This window comes from Pseudorhizobium banfieldiae (genome assembly GCF_000967425.1).
Taxonomy (GTDB): Bacteria; Pseudomonadota; Alphaproteobacteria; order Rhizobiales; family Rhizobiaceae; genus Neorhizobium; species Neorhizobium banfieldiae.
Genome location: NZ_FO082820.1, coordinates 4,113,979 through 4,129,847, shown reverse-complemented (window position 1 = coordinate 4,129,847; position 15,869 = coordinate 4,113,979). Strand labels below are relative to the sequence as shown.

Sequence of the window (15,869 nt, the reverse complement as noted above, 5' to 3'; positions counted from 1 at the left end):
GATGTCGGGGAACCGATGGCTCCTGCAGCGCCGTGCTCATGCGCTCTCCGGTCAGAAGCGGTCGGCCACCTGAATGCCGGCCGGGCCGAGGATCACGGCAACCAGCACCGGCAGGAAGAACAGGATCATGGGGACCGTCAGCTTGGGCGGCAGGGCAGCCGCCTTCTTTTCGGCCTCGTTCATCCGCTCGTCACGCCCCTCCTGGGCAAGAACCCGCAATGCCTGCGCGATGGGGGTTCCGTAGCGCTCGGCCTGGATGAGCGCCTGGGTCACATTCTTCACCGTATCGAGCTGCGTCCGCAGGCCGAGGTTCTCGAGAGCAACCCGGCGATCCTGAAGGAAGGAGAGTTCGGCTGTCGTCAGCACCATTTCCTCGGCCAGCGGCGGCGATTGGTTGCCCATTTCCTCCGCCACCCTTCGCATGGCGGCCTCGATCGAGATCCCCGCTTCGACACAGATCAGCATGAGGTCGAGTGCATCGGGCCAGGCCCGTTTGATGGATTGCTGGCGCTTGGTTACCCGGTTGCTGACGTAGATGTTCGGCAAGTAAAAGCCGACATAGGCGCAGACGATCGTCACCAGCATCCGGATCGCGATCGGCCGGTCGGCCAGATTGCCGAGCACGAAGATCCAGACGATGGCGAGGAGCAGAAAGACGAAGGGCAGCAGGAAGCGTGCCGCAAGGAAGATGTTCAGGGCGTTCTGTGACCGCAGACCGGCGGCGCGCAGGCGGTTGACCGTGTTGTCGTCGACCAGCGCCTTGCGCAGGTTGAAGCGCTCGACGAGCTGAAGGGCGGACTGGTTGTTCTGGGTTCGCAGTGACGCCTTCGATGCCTCGGCATTCATCCGCGCCCGTTCCCTCGCGCGCATCTGCTCGCGCTCCGTGGACACCGCCTTCATGCGCTTGTTCAGATCGCCCCTTTCCAGGAATGGGCTTGCGAGCGAGTAGAAGGTGGCGAAGACGGCAATGGCGACCAAGAGGGCAAGGAGCAGAACCGGGTCGGTTAGCGTCGCGGCTATATCCCGTGTCATGGCTGCCCCCTAGATGTCGAAGTTGATCATGTTGCGCATGACCAGAATGCCGATCGACATCCAGATCCCCGAGAACAGCATGATGATGTGGCCGCGCGGATCCGTGAACAGGATGGTCATGTAGTCCGGCGATGTCAGGTAGACGAGCGTTGCGACAATGAACGGCAAGGCGCCGATGATGGCTGCCGACGCCTTCGCCTCCATCGACAGCGCCTGCACCTTGGCCTTCATCTTCTTGCGCTCGCGAAGAACGCGCGAGAGGTTACCGAGGGCTTCCGACAGATTTCCGCCTGCCTGGCTCTGGATGGTGATGACGATGGAGAAGAAATTCACCTCCGGCAGCGGCATGGTCTGCATCATCCGCACGCAGGCCTCCGGAATGCTGAGACCGACCTGCTGGGATTCGATCACCCGGCGAAACTCGGTCTTCACCGGCTCCTGGCCGTCCGCCGCGATGAGCCGCAGCGCGTCGTTCAGGGGCAGGCCAGACTTGATGGAGCGCACCATGACGTCCAGTGCGTTCGGGAATTCGACAAGAAAGCGCTTCTGCCGCCGCTTGACGAGAAAGCTCAGTATCCAGCGTGGCATGCCTATGGCCGCCGCGAAACCGGCACCGATGGCGAGCAGTGGCGGCGCTCCCGCCAGAACGGTCACGAGCAGGACGACGATCCCGAGGACGGCGCTCATGATGTAGAACTGCGACATCCGCAGGGGCAGGCCCGTCTGGACAAGGCGAGACTTGATACTCGAATTGCCGATCTTGCGGGACTTCTCCTCCTGCTTCTTCTCAAGCTCCTTGAGGCTGTCCTGGACCGACTTGCGGCGCTTCGACATTTCCTGGACACGGTCGCGCGCCGCCTTGACCTTGCCCATGTCGGTCTCCGCCGACTTGACGCGGCTGAGGCGGGCGTCCGTCTTCTTCTCGGTCTCGATGCGGGAGAAGAGCAGTGCGTAGCAGAGGGCGCCGGCAGCGATGGCGGCGAGGGTGATGACCAGCAGGACATTGGGGTCGAAACCGAACATCAAGCCCCTACCCCGCGACCTGTTCCATCGCGTCCAACGCGGCCGCCAGCCGCCGCTCTTCATTGAAGTAGCGGGCGCGATCCCAGAAATGCGGCTTGGCGATGCCAGTCGAAACGTGCCGGCCGATCAGCCTGCCATTGGCATCCTCGCCCTCGATCTCGTAACGCATGAGATCCTGGGTGACGATCACGTCGCCCTCCATCCCGATGACTTCCGTCACATGGGTGATGCGGCGCGAGCCATCGCGCAGTCGGGCGGCCTGAACAATGACATCCACCGAGCCGGCGATGATCTCGCGGACGGTCTTGGCCGGCAGCCCGAAACCGCCCATGGCGATCATCGATTCCATTCGGCTCAGGCATTCGCGAGGCGAGTTGGCGTGGATGGTTCCCATAGAGCCGTCGTGACCGGTGTTCATCGCCTGGAGCAGGTCGAACACCTCCGGGCCGCGGACTTCGCCGACGATGATGCGTTCAGGGCGCATGCGAAGGCAGTTCTTGACGAGATCGCGCATGGTGATCTCGCCCTCGCCCTCGATGTTCGGGGGGCGGGTTTCGAGACGCACCACATGCGGCTGCTGAAGCTGCAGTTCCGCGGTATCCTCGCAGGTGATCACCCGCTCGTCCGCATCGATGTAGCGGGTGAGGCAGTTGAGCAGCGTCGTCTTACCCGAGCCGGTACCGCCGGAAATGACGACATTGCAGCGGACGCGGCCGACGATCTGGAGGAGCACCGCTCCTTCCTGTGTGACCGAGCCGTACTTGACCAGTTGCTCGAGGGTGAGCTTGTCCTTCTTGAACTTTCGTATCGTGAGCGCGGGACCATCGATGGCAAGCGGCGGAGCGATCACGTTGACGCGGGAGCCGTCGGGCAGGCGGGCGTCGCAGATGGGTGAGGACTCGTCGACGCGGCGGCCGACCTGGCTGACGATGCGCTGGCAGATCGACAGGAGCTGGGCGTTGTCGCGGAAGCGGATGTCCGACTCGATCGTCTTTCCGCTCACTTCAATGAAGGTCTGGCCAGAACCATTGACCATGATGTCGGCGATATCGTCACGTGCAAGAAGCGGTTCGAGCGGACCGTAGCCGAGCACGTCGTTGCAGATGTCCTCGAGCAGTTCCTCCTGCTCGGAAATCGACATCGCGAAGTTCTTGATGGTGATGATATCGTTGACGATATCGCGGATTTCCTCGCGTGCGCTTTCGCCGTCGAGCTTGGCGAGTTGCGAGAGGTCGATCGTATCGATGAGCGCCGAGAAGACCTGGCTCTTCGTATCGTAGTAGAGTTCGGTCCGAGGGGTCTTCTTGCGGCCGCTCGTCGGAGCAAGCGGCGGCGGCGCGACCTGCTGGCGGGCCGCCTGGGAATCCCTATGGGGTTCGGCGAAGACTTCCGGACCGGTCGCCTGGCTTGCCGCGGGTGCGGGGGCAACAGGTGCCGGCGCTGCCGGCGCAACCACGCCGGAAGCCTTCCCAAAGCCGTCTTGTCCACGTTTTCCGAACATCAGTGCAACCTGTCCCTCGATAGGGTCTTCTACTTGCGGCGAAGCATTCCAAGCACCTTGGAAAGCCCGCCCTTCCTGATCTTCCTCATCTCGGTGCGGCCGGTGACGATGTGGCAGATCTGGGAGAAGGTCTCGGCCGCCGCCGACTTCGCATCCACTTCCGTGATCATCCTGCCGCTGTTTGCGGCGTTGCCGAACAGCTGCACGTCGAACGGCAAGATCGCGGCCGGCTCGATTTCAAGCGCCTCCATGAAGTCGGAAGGCGCGATCTCCGGGCGTTTGGGCATTCCCACCTGGTTCAAAACGAGATGGGGCAGATGATCGTTCGGCCTGAGCTTGCGAAGCGCGTCGAGCATGTTCTTCGCGTTGCGGAGGTTGGCGAGATCCGGAACAGCCGTGATGACCACTTCATCGGCCTCCGCCAGCAACGATCGGGTCCATTCCGACCACGTGTGCGGGAGGTCGAGAACCGCCACCGGGGCGCTCCGCTGCAAGATTTCCACCACCGGCTGGAAGGCGGTGCCGCCGTAATCATAGGTGCGGTCAAGAATGGACGGAGCCGCCAGAAGGGACAGGTGTTCTGAGCACTTCGTCAGCAGGCGATCCAGGAATACCTCGTCGAGGCGCTCAGGAGCGAAGACGGCTTCGGCAATACCCTGCGCCGGATCCTGGTCGAAGTCGATATTGGCGGTGCCGAAGGGCAGGTCGAGATCGGCTAGAATCGTCTCGGTGGAGAAAAGGCTGGAAATGCCGAAAGCGCAATTGTGGGCGATGGTGGATGATCCGACGCCGCCCTTGGCGCCGATGAAGGCGATCGACCTGCCGAGCGGCTCTGCCTCGGGATCCACAAAGATCGCCGCCACCGATGCGAGGAGGTCGGCCATCTGGACCGGGCCGACGAGATACTCAGAGATGCCGTTGCGGATCAGGTCGCGGTAGAGCGCGATATCGTTGTACTGGCCGACGAGAATCACGCGGGTAGATGGATCGCAGACTTCCGCCAGCGGCGCGAGTTCGCCAAGCAGGTGGCCCGGGTCGGCATCCGACTCGATGATGATCAGGTTCGGGGTCGGTGAAGACGCGAACATGTTGGCAGCGGCCTCGATGCTGCCATTGGTGATCCGCATGTTGACCTTCGTCATCCGCCGGTCACGCGCCATGCGCTCGACAGTCCTCTGCAGGGCATCGCTTTCGCAGAAGGCGTGAATGGAGATGCGCGGCAGGGGCCGAAGAGAGGCCAGATCGGACTGGGCCTCGACTTCGAGTCCGGCTCCGTGCTGCTCGTCCGGCGCTGCCGGGATGCTGTAATCTATCTGGTTCATGAGCCGACCTGCCGTGCCGGGAAAAGGAGGTTCATCGCATGTCCCTCAGTTCGGTATAGGCTCCCCGATAGCGCTCAATTGCGCGGCCGCGTTGTTCGGCATCGGCCGGTGTCGAGCGACGGGGGCCGAGGAGATCGTTGGGGTTGGCGATCTGTGCCGCCAGGTTGCGCTGGCTGGCGCAGCCAAAGTTGTAGTAGTTGCGGTTTTCGATGGTGTTGAGCGTGATGTCCTCGGGCCATTCACCACAGGGACTGGTCTGGGCAGTGATCGCGACATAGGTGAGCCTGATCGGGGCCGAGGCACCATAATCATGAGCCGCGAAGCCTGTCTGCAGGATGCGGTTCTTCGGCACGCCCATTCGCACCAGCAGTCGGCGGATATCCCCCGCTGCATAGGCCGCGGCACCGGAATTGAGAGCTCCCTGTGGCGTCATGATCTGGATGATGCCCTTCGACGACCGCTGGTATTCCTGCGCGAACCCGGCAATCACCTCGCGCTGGCCGACGGTCAGGCCGTGGTCTCCCGCGGCGATCGGTATGTCTATGACCTTCTCGCCCTCGCCCACAGTAATCGGATGACGGGTCCGGTAATCGTCCGGGAGTGATCCGGTCGTGACACCGTCCGGATTGGCGCAGCCAGACATCAACACGGCGATGCCGAGCAGGACCGTCGCGACGGCCCGTCTTCCGGGACCGGCTACTCCAGTTGCGACAGGATTGCTCATTGTCCGGCGCCTTTCGTGCTGCCTCTGGCTGGTCAGGGAATCTGGGTGCAGGCTCTTCATTTGTAGATGAACCCGACGTTGCCTTCATACGGAAGGGCAGGTGGTGGAGCATCCTTTCGTCCGTAGATGCGGTTCACGTGGCCGAGGAAGACGCTGGCGACATCACTCGCGGGATTGAAGTTGTCGTCAGGACGGGACAGCTCGTTGCGCGCAACCGGCCGGACGAGGTAGGGCGTCGCGATGATGACCAGTTCCGTCTCGGTGCGCTCCAGAGTCTTTTCCCTGAACAGCGCGCCGAACAGCGGCAGCTTCGACGCCCCCGGCGTCCCGGTCATGTCCTGCTGCACGTCATCGCGGATGAGGCCGGCCAGAGCAATGGAACCGCCAGACGGCAGTTCCAGCACTGTCTCGGCGTCGCGCTTGCGGAACTCGACGCCGCCAACACCCGTGATGACAGGCTCGGACACGCGCGTCTGGATTCGCAGGCTGATGCGCCCCGAGGAAAGCACCGTCGGCGTGAAGCCGAGCGATATCCCGTACTCATAGGGCGTGATGACGGTCTCGCCATCGGAGTTGGTGGTGGTGTAGAGACGCTCGCCGCCGGAGTTGAAGGTCGCGGACTGACCCGAGATGGCAGTCAATGTCGGCTCTGCGAGGGTACGAATCGCCTTTGCCTGCTCCAATGCACTCAACGCCGTCTCGATACCCATGCGTCCGGCTGTTCCCGCTATGGTACCGGACAACCCGCCGCTTCCGGCAGCGATATCGAACACCTGGAGACCCTGGCTCGCGCCCGCCGGCTGCCGCCGGAACGAGTTGTCGAAGCCCAGCTGCTTGAGAACCTCGCGACGAATTTCGGCGACGGTCACCTTGAGGGTTACCTGGTCTTCGCCCTCGATGGTCAGCAGGTTGACGACCTGAGACTGCTGGCGCCCTTCGGCATAGATGGCGACGGCGCCATCGCCACTACTTTCGCTGGTCGCCACCGTGTTGCGGGTCGTTGCCTCGCCGCCCTTGAGGAAGATGGAGGCGAGCTTCGTCGCCTGCGTCGCATCCTGCGGTGTGCGAACCGTCCCGCTCAACACGATATTGTCGGAGATGATCTCCACCTTGATGTTCGAATCCGGCAGGAAGCGACGGAGATTGGCCTCGAGCCCCGAGATATCGCGTTCGATCTCGAGGTCGATTGCGACAATCTCTTCCCCGTTTCGGCCGAAGATGAAGATATTCGTCTGGCCGACCGTCTTGCCGAAGAGATAGATGCGCCGCGAGGTGCGGGTGACCGCGTCGGCCATGGAAGGATCGGCAACCAGGATGTCGTGGGCATCGGCGGGCAGGTCCACGACGATGGCCTTGTTGAGGCCTATCTTGAGGCGCTTGCGCGCACCCATGCCGATCTCGCTGATACGTACGATGCTACTCTCCTGAGCCATGGCTCGCGATACGGAGAGTGCCCCCGATTCCGGCGCTCCGGGAATGCCTGAAACCGCCATGGCGAATGCCAGGCCAAGCGCAGCGGTTGTCCGCCCCATGCGTCCCAAGATCGTCAACGTCGGCACTCCGTTACTGTGCATTTGCCCCTGCCGCCTTCTGGTTCCCGACGATGGCGCCCGACTTGATGACCTGAATCTCTGCCCGTCCGCCGCCGCTCAACAGGTAGTCGGCCGCGATGGTATCGGGTTCCTGCGCATCGGCGACCGAGCGAAGCGCAAGCGTCAGGCGGTCCGCCATCTGCTGGGCCACGGTGATGACCTTCGCCTGATCCGGGGTTAGCTCGAGGGTGGCCGTTGTGCCGATGACGGTTTTCTGGCCGTCCTGGCTTTCCTGGATTTGCTGGTCGACCGCTAATACGCGGATGTTCGTGAGCACTTCCTCCGTCAGGAAGCGCCCTTCCTCGCTGCGGCGGACCATGATGACGTCGACACGGTCGTTTGGAAGAACGAAACCGCCCGCACCCGTTGCAACCGAAATCTCCGTGGCGACGGCCCGCTTGCCGGCAGGCAGGAGCGAAGACATGATCCGGTTCGAGGAGTCTGCTATCTTTTCGGCCCGGACCGGCTCGCCTTCGAAAAGCGGCAGGCGGACGACCATGCCGCTCAGCTCGGTGATGGCCTCGGGCCGCGCCGACTGCGTGATCACTCCTTCGACGACACCATCCTCGGGCCAAGGCAGCCAGCGCAGGTTTTCCTCGTTCAGGCGACTTCCGACCGGCAGGTTCGCAGACGAGACAAGGACATTGATGCTCGGCTGTTTCTCAATGATCGTCTCGGCGATCTGCGGCGCGCTCGTGCCGGACAGCCGCATGGCCAGCACGCCGGCCAGGCCTGCTGCAACGACGGCAACCGTCAAAATCAGGATACGAGCGGGTTTCATCACCATTCCTCGCGGGACTCAATCTGCCCGCAGAATGGCTGCCAATGGTGTAAGTAAGGTTAATGATATCGTTACGCGCTTGGTTAACGAAACCTTGTAACCCCAGCCTTCACTTCTGGAGGAGGGTCAGCGCGCTCACCGCAATCGGCGAGCTCCAGAATGTCAGCACGCCGGCGATGCCGATTGCGACCCCATAGGGCACCTTCTTGGATACAAGGACGGGGGCCGGGAGAATGTGGCCGATCATTGCGAAGCGATTCGCCTGCGAGCGAAGCAACATCACGAGCAATGTAATGAGACCACCCCAGAGGGCGGTCTGAACGATGAAGGCGCCGAGCGCGGCGCTGAAACCGAACCAGACGGCCGAGGCTGCCAGGAGCTTCACATCCCCGCCACCCATGATGTTCAGGTAGAAGAACCCGAAGCAGACGGCGAGCACGACCGCGCCTGCTGCAATGCTCATGCTGATCTCGGCCCACGGAAGGCCGGAGACCGGCGCCAGGACGGCAAAGGATGCGAGGAGAAAGATCGATATCCTGTTGGGTATCGTCATGGTGAAGAGGTCGCTGACAGCCGCGATGAGCAGGCACATGGGCAGAACCAACAAGACTGCTGCAGAGCTCATACGTCCTCTCCCGGCGGCGTGGTTGCCGCACCCTTTCCTCTAGCAAAGAGGTTCAGACCGCTCCGTTCGGAGCGGTTCTGTAGAATTTGTCCGGCAGAATTGCTGCTGGATCAGTAGGTCTTGTTGTTGGCAGTCTGCATCTTGCCGGAGATCGAGCTGAAGGTATCGTTCAGCGTGTTGCCGAGCGTGGTTGCGCCGGCGATCAGGGCAACGGAAATGAGGGCTGCGATCAGACCATATTCGATGGCGGTCGCACCGGATTCATCTTTCTTGAAGCGAGCGAAAAACTTCGACATTGGAACTCTCCTACGACACGTTGGTGAATCAGCAAATCCCGACAACTGTTTCCGTTGTTCGGATGCAGGCACCGTAGCGAGAGACGATTTCGATCCACTTAAAGAAGATCGTTAATGGTGTGATAATACCGCAGCGCTCTTCCCTTCTCAAAGACACCCGGGGATTCCGATAGAAAACAAGAGGATCGGCACCGCAAACGGGCGGCACTCCGGGAAATGCCGGTGATGGACATGGCGCTGCGGCCTCCTGCTCCCGTTTCTCTCCTTAAGGCTTCATTCACCACTAACCCGCATTATCGCCGAGGCATCATCCATCCAAAGGCCAGGAAATGTTCTGCACGTACGCCCTTCGTCTCGGCCTCGCCCTCCTCGCGCTCGCGGGCGGCGCGTGGCCAGCATCGGCCCAGGAGGAGGACATTCTTCGCGTCTTCATGAACCATGCCCGGGTCCTGCGGCTCGACCGACCGGTCAGCAAGGTCATCGTCGGCAATGCCAAGGTCGCCGACGCCACCGTGGCCGACCCGACGACCATCGTTGTCACGGGGCGCAGCTTCGGCACCACCAACCTCGTCCTGCTGGACAGCGACGGCAATGCCATCGCCGACGAGCGTGTGCTCGTGTCGATCGATGAGGGGAACACGGTTCGCGTATTCCGCCCGTCCGATCGCAAGATCCTCTCCTGCACGCCAACGTGTGAAGAGCATGCGGAATTCCCGCAGGGCACGCCGTAGCCATTCCGTGTTGCCGTTTAACTGCAAATGCAGCGGCGTCCGAAACGCTTTGTCAATAATCGACCCCTAACATCACCTGCGTGACAGCGGGTCGATCAATCATGTGCCGGAACAAACACAATGCCCCGGATGACGTATCCTGCGCCCGTCGCCAACGCTTGAGCGCGCGCTTCGTCCGCTCGCGCGACGGCGCTGCCGCGATCGAATTCGCCCTGCTCGCAATCCCCTATTTCCTGATCGTCTTTGCCATCATCGAGACTTTTGTTGCGTTCACCGGTGAGCAACTGGTGTCTAACGCAGTCGATACGCTCTCGCGCCAGATACGGACGGGGCAGATCACGGCTGCGAATACCACCAAGGCCGATTTTCGCGGCAAGTTCTGCGACGAGGTATCCATCCTCATCACATGCAGCGGAGAGGACAGCAGCAAGCTGATCCTCGACATCCGCAGCTTCTCCAAGTTCGCCGAGATTCCCGACGACATCCCGCGCAAGAACGGCGACCTGGACGCGACGGATACGTTCGCTCCCGGCGGGCCGGCCAGCATCAACATGCTGCGCGCCTATTACCGGTGGAGCGTCCTTACCGATCTCGTGCGCCCCTATATTTCCGGCCTGAGACCGGCTGACGGATCGCTTCCCAAGGAATTTCTAATCGTTGCCACTGCCTCCTTCCAGAACGAGGACTACGAGTGATGGGATGGACAACGCCGAGCGGCATCGTGAGGAAGGCCAGCAAGGTCGCTGCGCGCCTCTGGCGTGACCGCCAAGGCGTGGGCGCCGTCGAGTTCGCTTTGATCGCGCCGCTGCTCCTGATGATCTACATCACCGTCTTCGAACTGACGATCGGCCTGAGCGTCTCGAAGAGGGTCGCCCGTGCCTCCGGAGCGATCGCCGATCTCGTGACCCAGCAGCCGAGCGTTTCCAAGAGCTCGCTCGCAGAGATGATGAATGTCGCCCAGAGCATTTTCGTGCCATACGGGGCATCGGACATCTCTCTCGACATAACAGGGATCAAGGTTGGCTCTTCCAGCTCGACGGTCGCCTGGTCCTGGAACGAAGCGGGGGACAAGCCTTACGGCACGGGAAGCCTCATCGACATTCCCACGCAGATGAAGGTGCCAGACTCCTTCATCGTCCATGCGGAACTGTCCATTCCTCACCGGCTGCTGATGTTCATGCCGGGGCTGTTGCCGAGCGAAGTACGCGACATTACAATCCGGCGCGACTACTACTTCCGTTCTCGAAGCGGCAAGGAGATCACGTGCGCCGACTGTTGATGCTCCACCACGCCCTTTGCCAAAGCAGGCGCTAAACTATATGTAACCCGGTGCGCGACTGACTTCGGCAGCGCGATCCTCTTTCCGGGTGACTGATGGCGCGTGCCTTTCTCTTCGTTCTGGACTCCTTCGGCGTCGGTGGCGCTCACGATGCCGCTGCCTATGGCGATCTGGGCTCCAACACACTCGGCCACATCGCCGAATTCTGTGCCGCCGGAGCCGCCGACCGCGCAGGCTTGCGGACGGGGCCGCTGAAGCTGCCCAACATGTCCTCGCTCGGCCTCCTGGAGATAGCGAGGTTGGCGAGCGGCGACTATCCGGCAGGCATGCCGCTTCCCGAGCGGATCTTTGGATTGCATGGTGCCGCGGATGAAGTTTCGCGGGGCAAGGATACGCCATCAGGACATTGGGAGATTGCCGGCACCCCGGTGATGTTCGACTGGGGCTATTTCCCCTCTGATGGGGATGCCTTCCCACCGGAACTGGTGGAGGCGATCTGCAGCGAAGGCGGTGTGCCGGGCATCCTCGGCAACTGCCATGCCTCCGGCACCGAGATCATCGTACGCCTCGGCGAGGAACATATCCGTTCTGGAATGCCGATCTGCTACACGTCCAGCGATTCCGTGCTGCAGATTGCCGCCCATGAAACCCATTTCGGTCTGGAGCGGCTGATCGATCTCTGCAAGACGGTCCGCCGTCTCGTGGATCCGCTCAACATCGGCAGGGTGATCGCCCGTCCGTTCATCGGGGAGACGCCGGTCGACTTCGAAAGGACGGGCAACAGGCGCGACTTTTCAGTCCCGCCTCCGGAGCCGACGCTGCTGGATCGCCTTATCGAAGCGGGGGGCAAGGTCCATGCGATCGGCAAGATCGGCGATATCTTCGCCCACCAGGGCGTGTCCCGCGTCGTGAAGGCCAACGGCAATGCCGCATTGATGGCCGCCACACTGGATGCCATGGAGGTCGCCGAGAGCGGAGACCTGGTCTTCACCAACTTCGTCGACTTCGACCAGTTGTATGGACACCGGCGCGATGTACCGGGCTATGCAGCAGCGCTCGAGAGCTTCGACCGTGCGCTGCCGGAAATTCATCGACGGCTCAAGGCGGGGGATCTGGTGATCCTCACCGCTGATCACGGCTGCGATCCCACATGGCGAGGCACGGACCATACGCGTGAGCGGGTGCCGGTCATGGCCTTCGGCCCCGGAATCCGCTCCCGCGATATCGGTATCCGGCCGACCTATGCGGATATTGGCGAGTCGGTGGCGGCGCACCTCGGCATCCCCGCCGGCTCGCATGGATGGAGTTTCCTTTGACCCGACCTCTTCTGAAGGCCGAGATCCACTGCCATATCGAAGGGGCAGCAACGCCGGTTCTTGCCGCGAGCCAGGCGGGCAAATACGGCGTCGACACGACCGACTTCCTCCGCGATGGCGCGTATGTCTGGAACGACTTCTCCGAGTTTCTCGTCTGCTATGACCGAGTCGCGGCTCTTTTCCGCACGGATGCGGATTATGCGCTGCTGACGGAGAGCTATCTCACGGAACTGGCAGAGGCTAACACGATCTACAGCGAGATCATCGTTTCCCCCGATCATGGTGACCGAATCGGACTTGGCGCCGACGCCTATCTCTCCGGCATCTGCGAAGGCATCCGCCGGGCGCACGAGAAGACGGGTATCGAGGCCCGCATCATCGTGACCGGCGAGCGTCACTTCGGCCCGGGCAGGGTCATCGCAGCTGCCGAATACGCCGCGCGCAGCCAAAACCCGCTGGTGACCGGTTTCAACATGGCAGGCGAGGAGCGCATGGGCCGCGTCGCCGACTATGCCCGTGCCTTCGACATCGCCCGGGACGCAGGTCTCGGATTGACGATCCATGCAGGCGAGGTCTGTGGCCCGTTCAGCGTCATCGATGCACTCGACCTCGTGCGCCCCTCGCGTCTCGGCCACGGGGTGCGCGCCGTGGAGGATCCGCAACTCGTTGCGCGTCTCCGCGATCTCGGCACGGTTCTGGAGGTCTGCCCCGGCTCAAACATTGCCCTCAACGTCTACCCTGACTTCCACCACCACCCGCTACGCCGGCTCCACCAGGCGGGGGTCCGGGTGTGCCTCAACTCGGACGATCCGCCCTTCTTCCACACCTCGCTCGAGCGGGAATACGAGATCGCTTCCAGCGTAATGGGTTTCTCGGTTGCCGAGATCAATACCATGACAAGCACTGCGATCGAGGCGGCCTTCGTCGACGAGGCAACACGCCAGCGGCTGCTTGAGCGGTTGGCTGACGACACTTTGGCGGCTCAACCACAGGCAAACCAGGCCTAGGCCCTTGCGGTTTTCCGCCAACCGATAAAGAAGAGAAACATCAACAAACAGGGGAAGGCAGTTCTGATGGACGGCGTCACGGTCATCGATCATCCGCTGGTGCAGCACAAGCTGACGATCATGCGCAAGAAGGAGACATCGACGGCGGGATTCCGGCGTCTGCTGCGTGAGATCTCTACCTTGCTCTGCTACGAGGTCACCCGCGATCTCGAACTGACGATGGAAACCATCGAGACGCCACTTCAGGAGATGCAATCGCCGGTCCTCGAAGGCAAGAAACTCGTCTTCGCATCGATCCTGCGCGCCGGAAACGGTCTTCTCGAGGGCATGCTGGAACTGGTTCCCTCGGCACGGGTCTCCCACATCGGGGTCTACCGCGACCACGAGACGCTGCAGGCGGTGGAGTACTTTTTCAAGGCGCCCGATGACATCGCAGAACGGCTGATCATCGTGGTCGATCCGATGCTGGCGACCGGCAATTCGGCGATTGCGGCCATTGACAAGCTGAAGGAGCGCGGCGCGCACAACATCCGCTTCCTCTGCCTGCTGGCAGCACCGGAAGGGATCGAGAGCTTCCGCAAGCACCACCCGGACGTGCCTGTCTACACGGCATCCATCGACAGCCACCTCAACGAGAACGGCTACATTGTTCCTGGGCTCGGCGACGCCGGGGATCGGATGTACGGAACGAAATAGCGGCACCTTAACCGGCTCTTTACGAAGAGACGAGTTTCAGGCCCCGGCGGCATCGCGTTCAGAACATTCTTCATCGGCAATGATGTAAAGTCGCGCCGAGTTGAGAACGCGGCGGGGCCAGCATGATCGGACGCAACATCTTCCTGTTCGCAGTCGGCGCCGTACTGATGTCGCAGGTGCCGTCACTGCTCGGGCTGACGGACATCTCGGAGCCGGTGAAGACTACGCAGGCCACTGCGCCTTCGGCGCCGCCGTCGCCTGCGCGGCTTGCGGCGATTTCCGCCGACGACCGGGGACACTTCAACGCCGTCTTCCGCATCAACGGGCGGCCCGTCGACGGCATGATCGACACCGGCGCCTCCCTGGTCGCCCTGAACGAGAGTACAGCTAGACGGATCGGCATCGCCGGTAGCCGGCTGCAGTTCAAGCACCAGGTCAGCACGGCCAATGGCAAGACCGAGGCTGCGCATGTCGTGCTGGATGAGGTGGAGCTCCAAGGCGTCCGGGTGCGGCAGGTGGATGCATTCGTGCTGCGCGACACGGCACTTTCCTCGACACTGGTGGGCATGAGCTTCCTGAAAAAGCTGAAATCCTTCAGAGTAGACCGCGGGACCCTGAAACTCTCGCAGTGATCAGGCAACCCGTTCCAGCACGACCGGGCTAGGCTCCGGCGCAGCATCGGCAATCCTGAATGAAGGCGTGAGCGCGGCCACAGCACCTTGCGCTTGGGCTTCGGTGTTTGCATGCACGAAGGCAATCGGATCACCTTTCGACACCCTCGTTCCGAGTGGCTGTATTTGGTCGAGGCCCACACCGTGATCAATAGTGTCCTGGGGGCGCTTGCGGCCACCGCCGAGTTCGACGACGGCGAGACCCACGTCACGCGTTGCGCAGGCAGCAAGCCATCCTTCGTGCGGGGCCGGCACGGGTATGACAACCGGTGCCTTTGGCAAATACTGGGCCGGCTTCTCGATGAAGTCGGACGGCCCGCCAAGGGCGTGGACCATGCGGGCGAAGATCTCCAGGGCCTTACCGCTGTCGAGTGCGGCAATGGCTGCGGCCCGAGCCTCCTCTGCGCTCCGGCGGGCTTGCGCCTGCTGGAGCATCTCGGCTGCAAGCGCGACGACCACCTCATGCAGCCGGCTGCCGTTCTTCCGCCCCATCAGGAAGTCGATAGCATTCCTGACTTCGACGGCGTTGCCAGCAGCATCGGCGAGCGGCTGGTTCATGTCGGTCAGGAGCGCGCTCGTACGGGTCCCGGCTCCGTTGGCGACATCGACAAGGGAGCGGGCGAGCCTGGCGGCATCCTCCGGGGCTTCCATGAAGGCGCCATTGCCCACCTTCACGTCCAGTACGAGTGTCTGGAGCCCGGCAGCGAGCTTCTTCGAAAGGATGGAGGCGGTGATGAGGGGCACGGACTCCACCGTCGCAGTCACGTCGCGGATGGCGTAAAGGCGACGATCCGCCGGCGCAAGATCCCCCGTCTGGCCAATGATCGCACAGCCCACATCCGAAACGACCCGGCGGAGCAGCGCGGGATCCGGCATGACATTGTAGCCCGGGATCGACTGAAGCTTGTCCAGCGTTCCGCCGGTGTGGCCGAGCCCCCTGCCGGAGATCATCGGTACTGCGAGGCCGCAGGCCGCCACGATGGGGGCAAGCATCAGGGAGACGTTGTCTCCGACGCCACCGGTCGAATGCTTATCGGATACGGGCCGGCCCACACCCGGCCAATCCATGACCTCGCCGGAATCGCGCATGGCAAGAGTGAGCGCAACTGTCTCATCACGGGACATGCCCCGAAAGAAGACAGCCATGGCGAAGGCCGCAGCCTGCCCCTCCGTGATATCCTCACGGGTCAGGCCTTCGATGAAGGCCGAGATCTCCTCAGCCGCGAGTTCCTGCCCGTCGCGCTTCCGGCGGATGATCTCTTGGGGAATCATG

The 15,869-nt window shown here is 62.4% G+C and carries 17 protein-coding genes; 7 read left to right on the top strand and 10 right to left on the bottom strand.

Features of this window, described 5'->3' with window-relative positions; genetic code table 11:
- Nucleotides 1-51 precede the first annotated feature (51 nt).
- From NT26_RS19895 to NT26_RS19855, 9 genes are all read right to left on the bottom strand, one after another.
- Complete coding sequence (locus NT26_RS19895) at nt 52-1,032, bottom strand: type II secretion system F family protein (RefSeq protein WP_052641385.1); 981 nt, start codon at nt 1,030-1,032, stop codon at nt 52-54.
- A 9-nt stretch (nt 1,033-1,041) separates the two neighbouring features.
- Complete coding sequence (locus NT26_RS19890; protein ID WP_052641383.1) at nt 1,042-2,055, bottom strand: type II secretion system F family protein; 1,014 nt, start codon at nt 2,053-2,055, stop codon at nt 1,042-1,044.
- Between the two features lie 7 nt (nt 2,056-2,062).
- On the bottom strand, nt 2,063-3,556 hold the full coding sequence (locus tag NT26_RS19885; RefSeq protein ID WP_052641381.1) for a TadA family conjugal transfer-associated ATPase: 1,494 nt from the start codon (nt 3,554-3,556) through the stop codon (nt 2,063-2,065).
- Between the two features lie 29 nt (nt 3,557-3,585).
- Complete coding sequence (locus NT26_RS19880) at nt 3,586-4,878, bottom strand: CpaE/TadZ family protein (RefSeq protein WP_052641379.1); 1,293 nt, start codon at nt 4,876-4,878, stop codon at nt 3,586-3,588.
- A gap of 31 nt (nt 4,879-4,909) precedes the next feature.
- The gene (locus tag NT26_RS19875) at nt 4,910-5,602 is read right to left on the bottom strand and encodes a CpaD family pilus assembly protein (RefSeq protein WP_052641378.1); all 693 of its coding nucleotides are present in this window, start codon (nt 5,600-5,602) and stop codon (nt 4,910-4,912) included.
- A 56-nt stretch (nt 5,603-5,658) separates the two neighbouring features.
- A complete protein-coding gene (locus NT26_RS19870; RefSeq protein WP_052641376.1) occupies nt 5,659-7,134 on the bottom strand; it encodes a type II and III secretion system protein family protein in 1,476 nt (491 codons plus the stop codon).
- A gap of 31 nt (nt 7,135-7,165) precedes the next feature.
- Nucleotides 7,166-7,975 carry a Flp pilus assembly protein CpaB gene (gene cpaB / locus NT26_RS19865; protein WP_052641372.1) on the bottom strand — a complete coding sequence of 270 codons (810 nt, stop codon included), beginning with the start codon at nt 7,973-7,975 and terminating at the stop codon, nt 7,166-7,168.
- A gap of 109 nt (nt 7,976-8,084) precedes the next feature.
- Nucleotides 8,085-8,600 carry an A24 family peptidase gene (locus NT26_RS19860; protein ID WP_052641370.1) on the bottom strand — a complete coding sequence of 172 codons (516 nt, stop codon included), beginning with the start codon at nt 8,598-8,600 and terminating at the stop codon, nt 8,085-8,087.
- A gap of 110 nt (nt 8,601-8,710) precedes the next feature.
- Nucleotides 8,711-8,896, bottom strand: coding sequence for a Flp family type IVb pilin (locus NT26_RS19855; RefSeq protein WP_052641368.1), 186 nt, complete (start codon nt 8,894-8,896; stop codon nt 8,711-8,713).
- A gap of 329 nt (nt 8,897-9,225) precedes the next feature.
- Here NT26_RS19855 and NT26_RS19850 point away from each other — a divergent pair, with 329 nt between their 5' ends.
- From NT26_RS19850 to NT26_RS19820, 7 genes are all read left to right on the top strand, one after another.
- Nucleotides 9,226-9,627, top strand: coding sequence for a pilus assembly protein N-terminal domain-containing protein (locus NT26_RS19850; protein WP_052641366.1), 402 nt, complete (start codon nt 9,226-9,228; stop codon nt 9,625-9,627).
- Nucleotides 9,628-9,728: 101 nt separating this feature from the next.
- Complete coding sequence (locus tag NT26_RS19845) at nt 9,729-10,322, top strand: TadE/TadG family type IV pilus assembly protein (RefSeq protein ID WP_052641364.1); 594 nt, start codon at nt 9,729-9,731, stop codon at nt 10,320-10,322.
- Nucleotides 10,322-10,906, top strand: a complete 585-nt coding sequence (locus tag NT26_RS19840) for a TadE/TadG family type IV pilus assembly protein (protein ID WP_052641361.1) — start codon at nt 10,322-10,324, stop codon at nt 10,904-10,906. Before NT26_RS19845 ends, NT26_RS19840 begins: the two co-directional genes overlap by 1 nt.
- Nucleotides 10,907-11,001: 95 nt before the next feature.
- Nucleotides 11,002-12,222, top strand: a complete 1,221-nt coding sequence (locus tag NT26_RS19835) for a phosphopentomutase (protein WP_052641359.1) — start codon at nt 11,002-11,004, stop codon at nt 12,220-12,222.
- Nucleotides 12,219-13,229: an adenosine deaminase gene (locus NT26_RS19830; RefSeq protein ID WP_052641357.1), complete on the top strand. Its 1,011-nt coding sequence runs from the start codon at nt 12,219-12,221 to the stop codon at nt 13,227-13,229. Before NT26_RS19835 ends, NT26_RS19830 begins: the two co-directional genes overlap by 4 nt.
- 66 nt (nt 13,230-13,295) lie before the next feature.
- On the top strand, nt 13,296-13,925 hold the full coding sequence (upp, locus tag NT26_RS19825; RefSeq protein WP_052641355.1) for a uracil phosphoribosyltransferase: 630 nt from the start codon (nt 13,296-13,298) through the stop codon (nt 13,923-13,925).
- Nucleotides 13,926-14,047: 122 nt separating this feature from the next.
- Nucleotides 14,048-14,557 (top strand): TIGR02281 family clan AA aspartic protease, encoded by a 510-nt coding sequence (locus NT26_RS19820; protein WP_052641353.1) that lies wholly within the window; start codon nt 14,048-14,050, stop codon nt 14,555-14,557.
- Here the strand turns inward: NT26_RS19820 and deoA are convergent, their stop codons facing one another.
- Nucleotides 14,558-15,868, bottom strand: coding sequence for a thymidine phosphorylase (gene deoA / locus NT26_RS19815; RefSeq protein WP_052641351.1), 1,311 nt, complete (start codon nt 15,866-15,868; stop codon nt 14,558-14,560).
- Nucleotide 15,869: the final 1 nt, after the last annotated feature.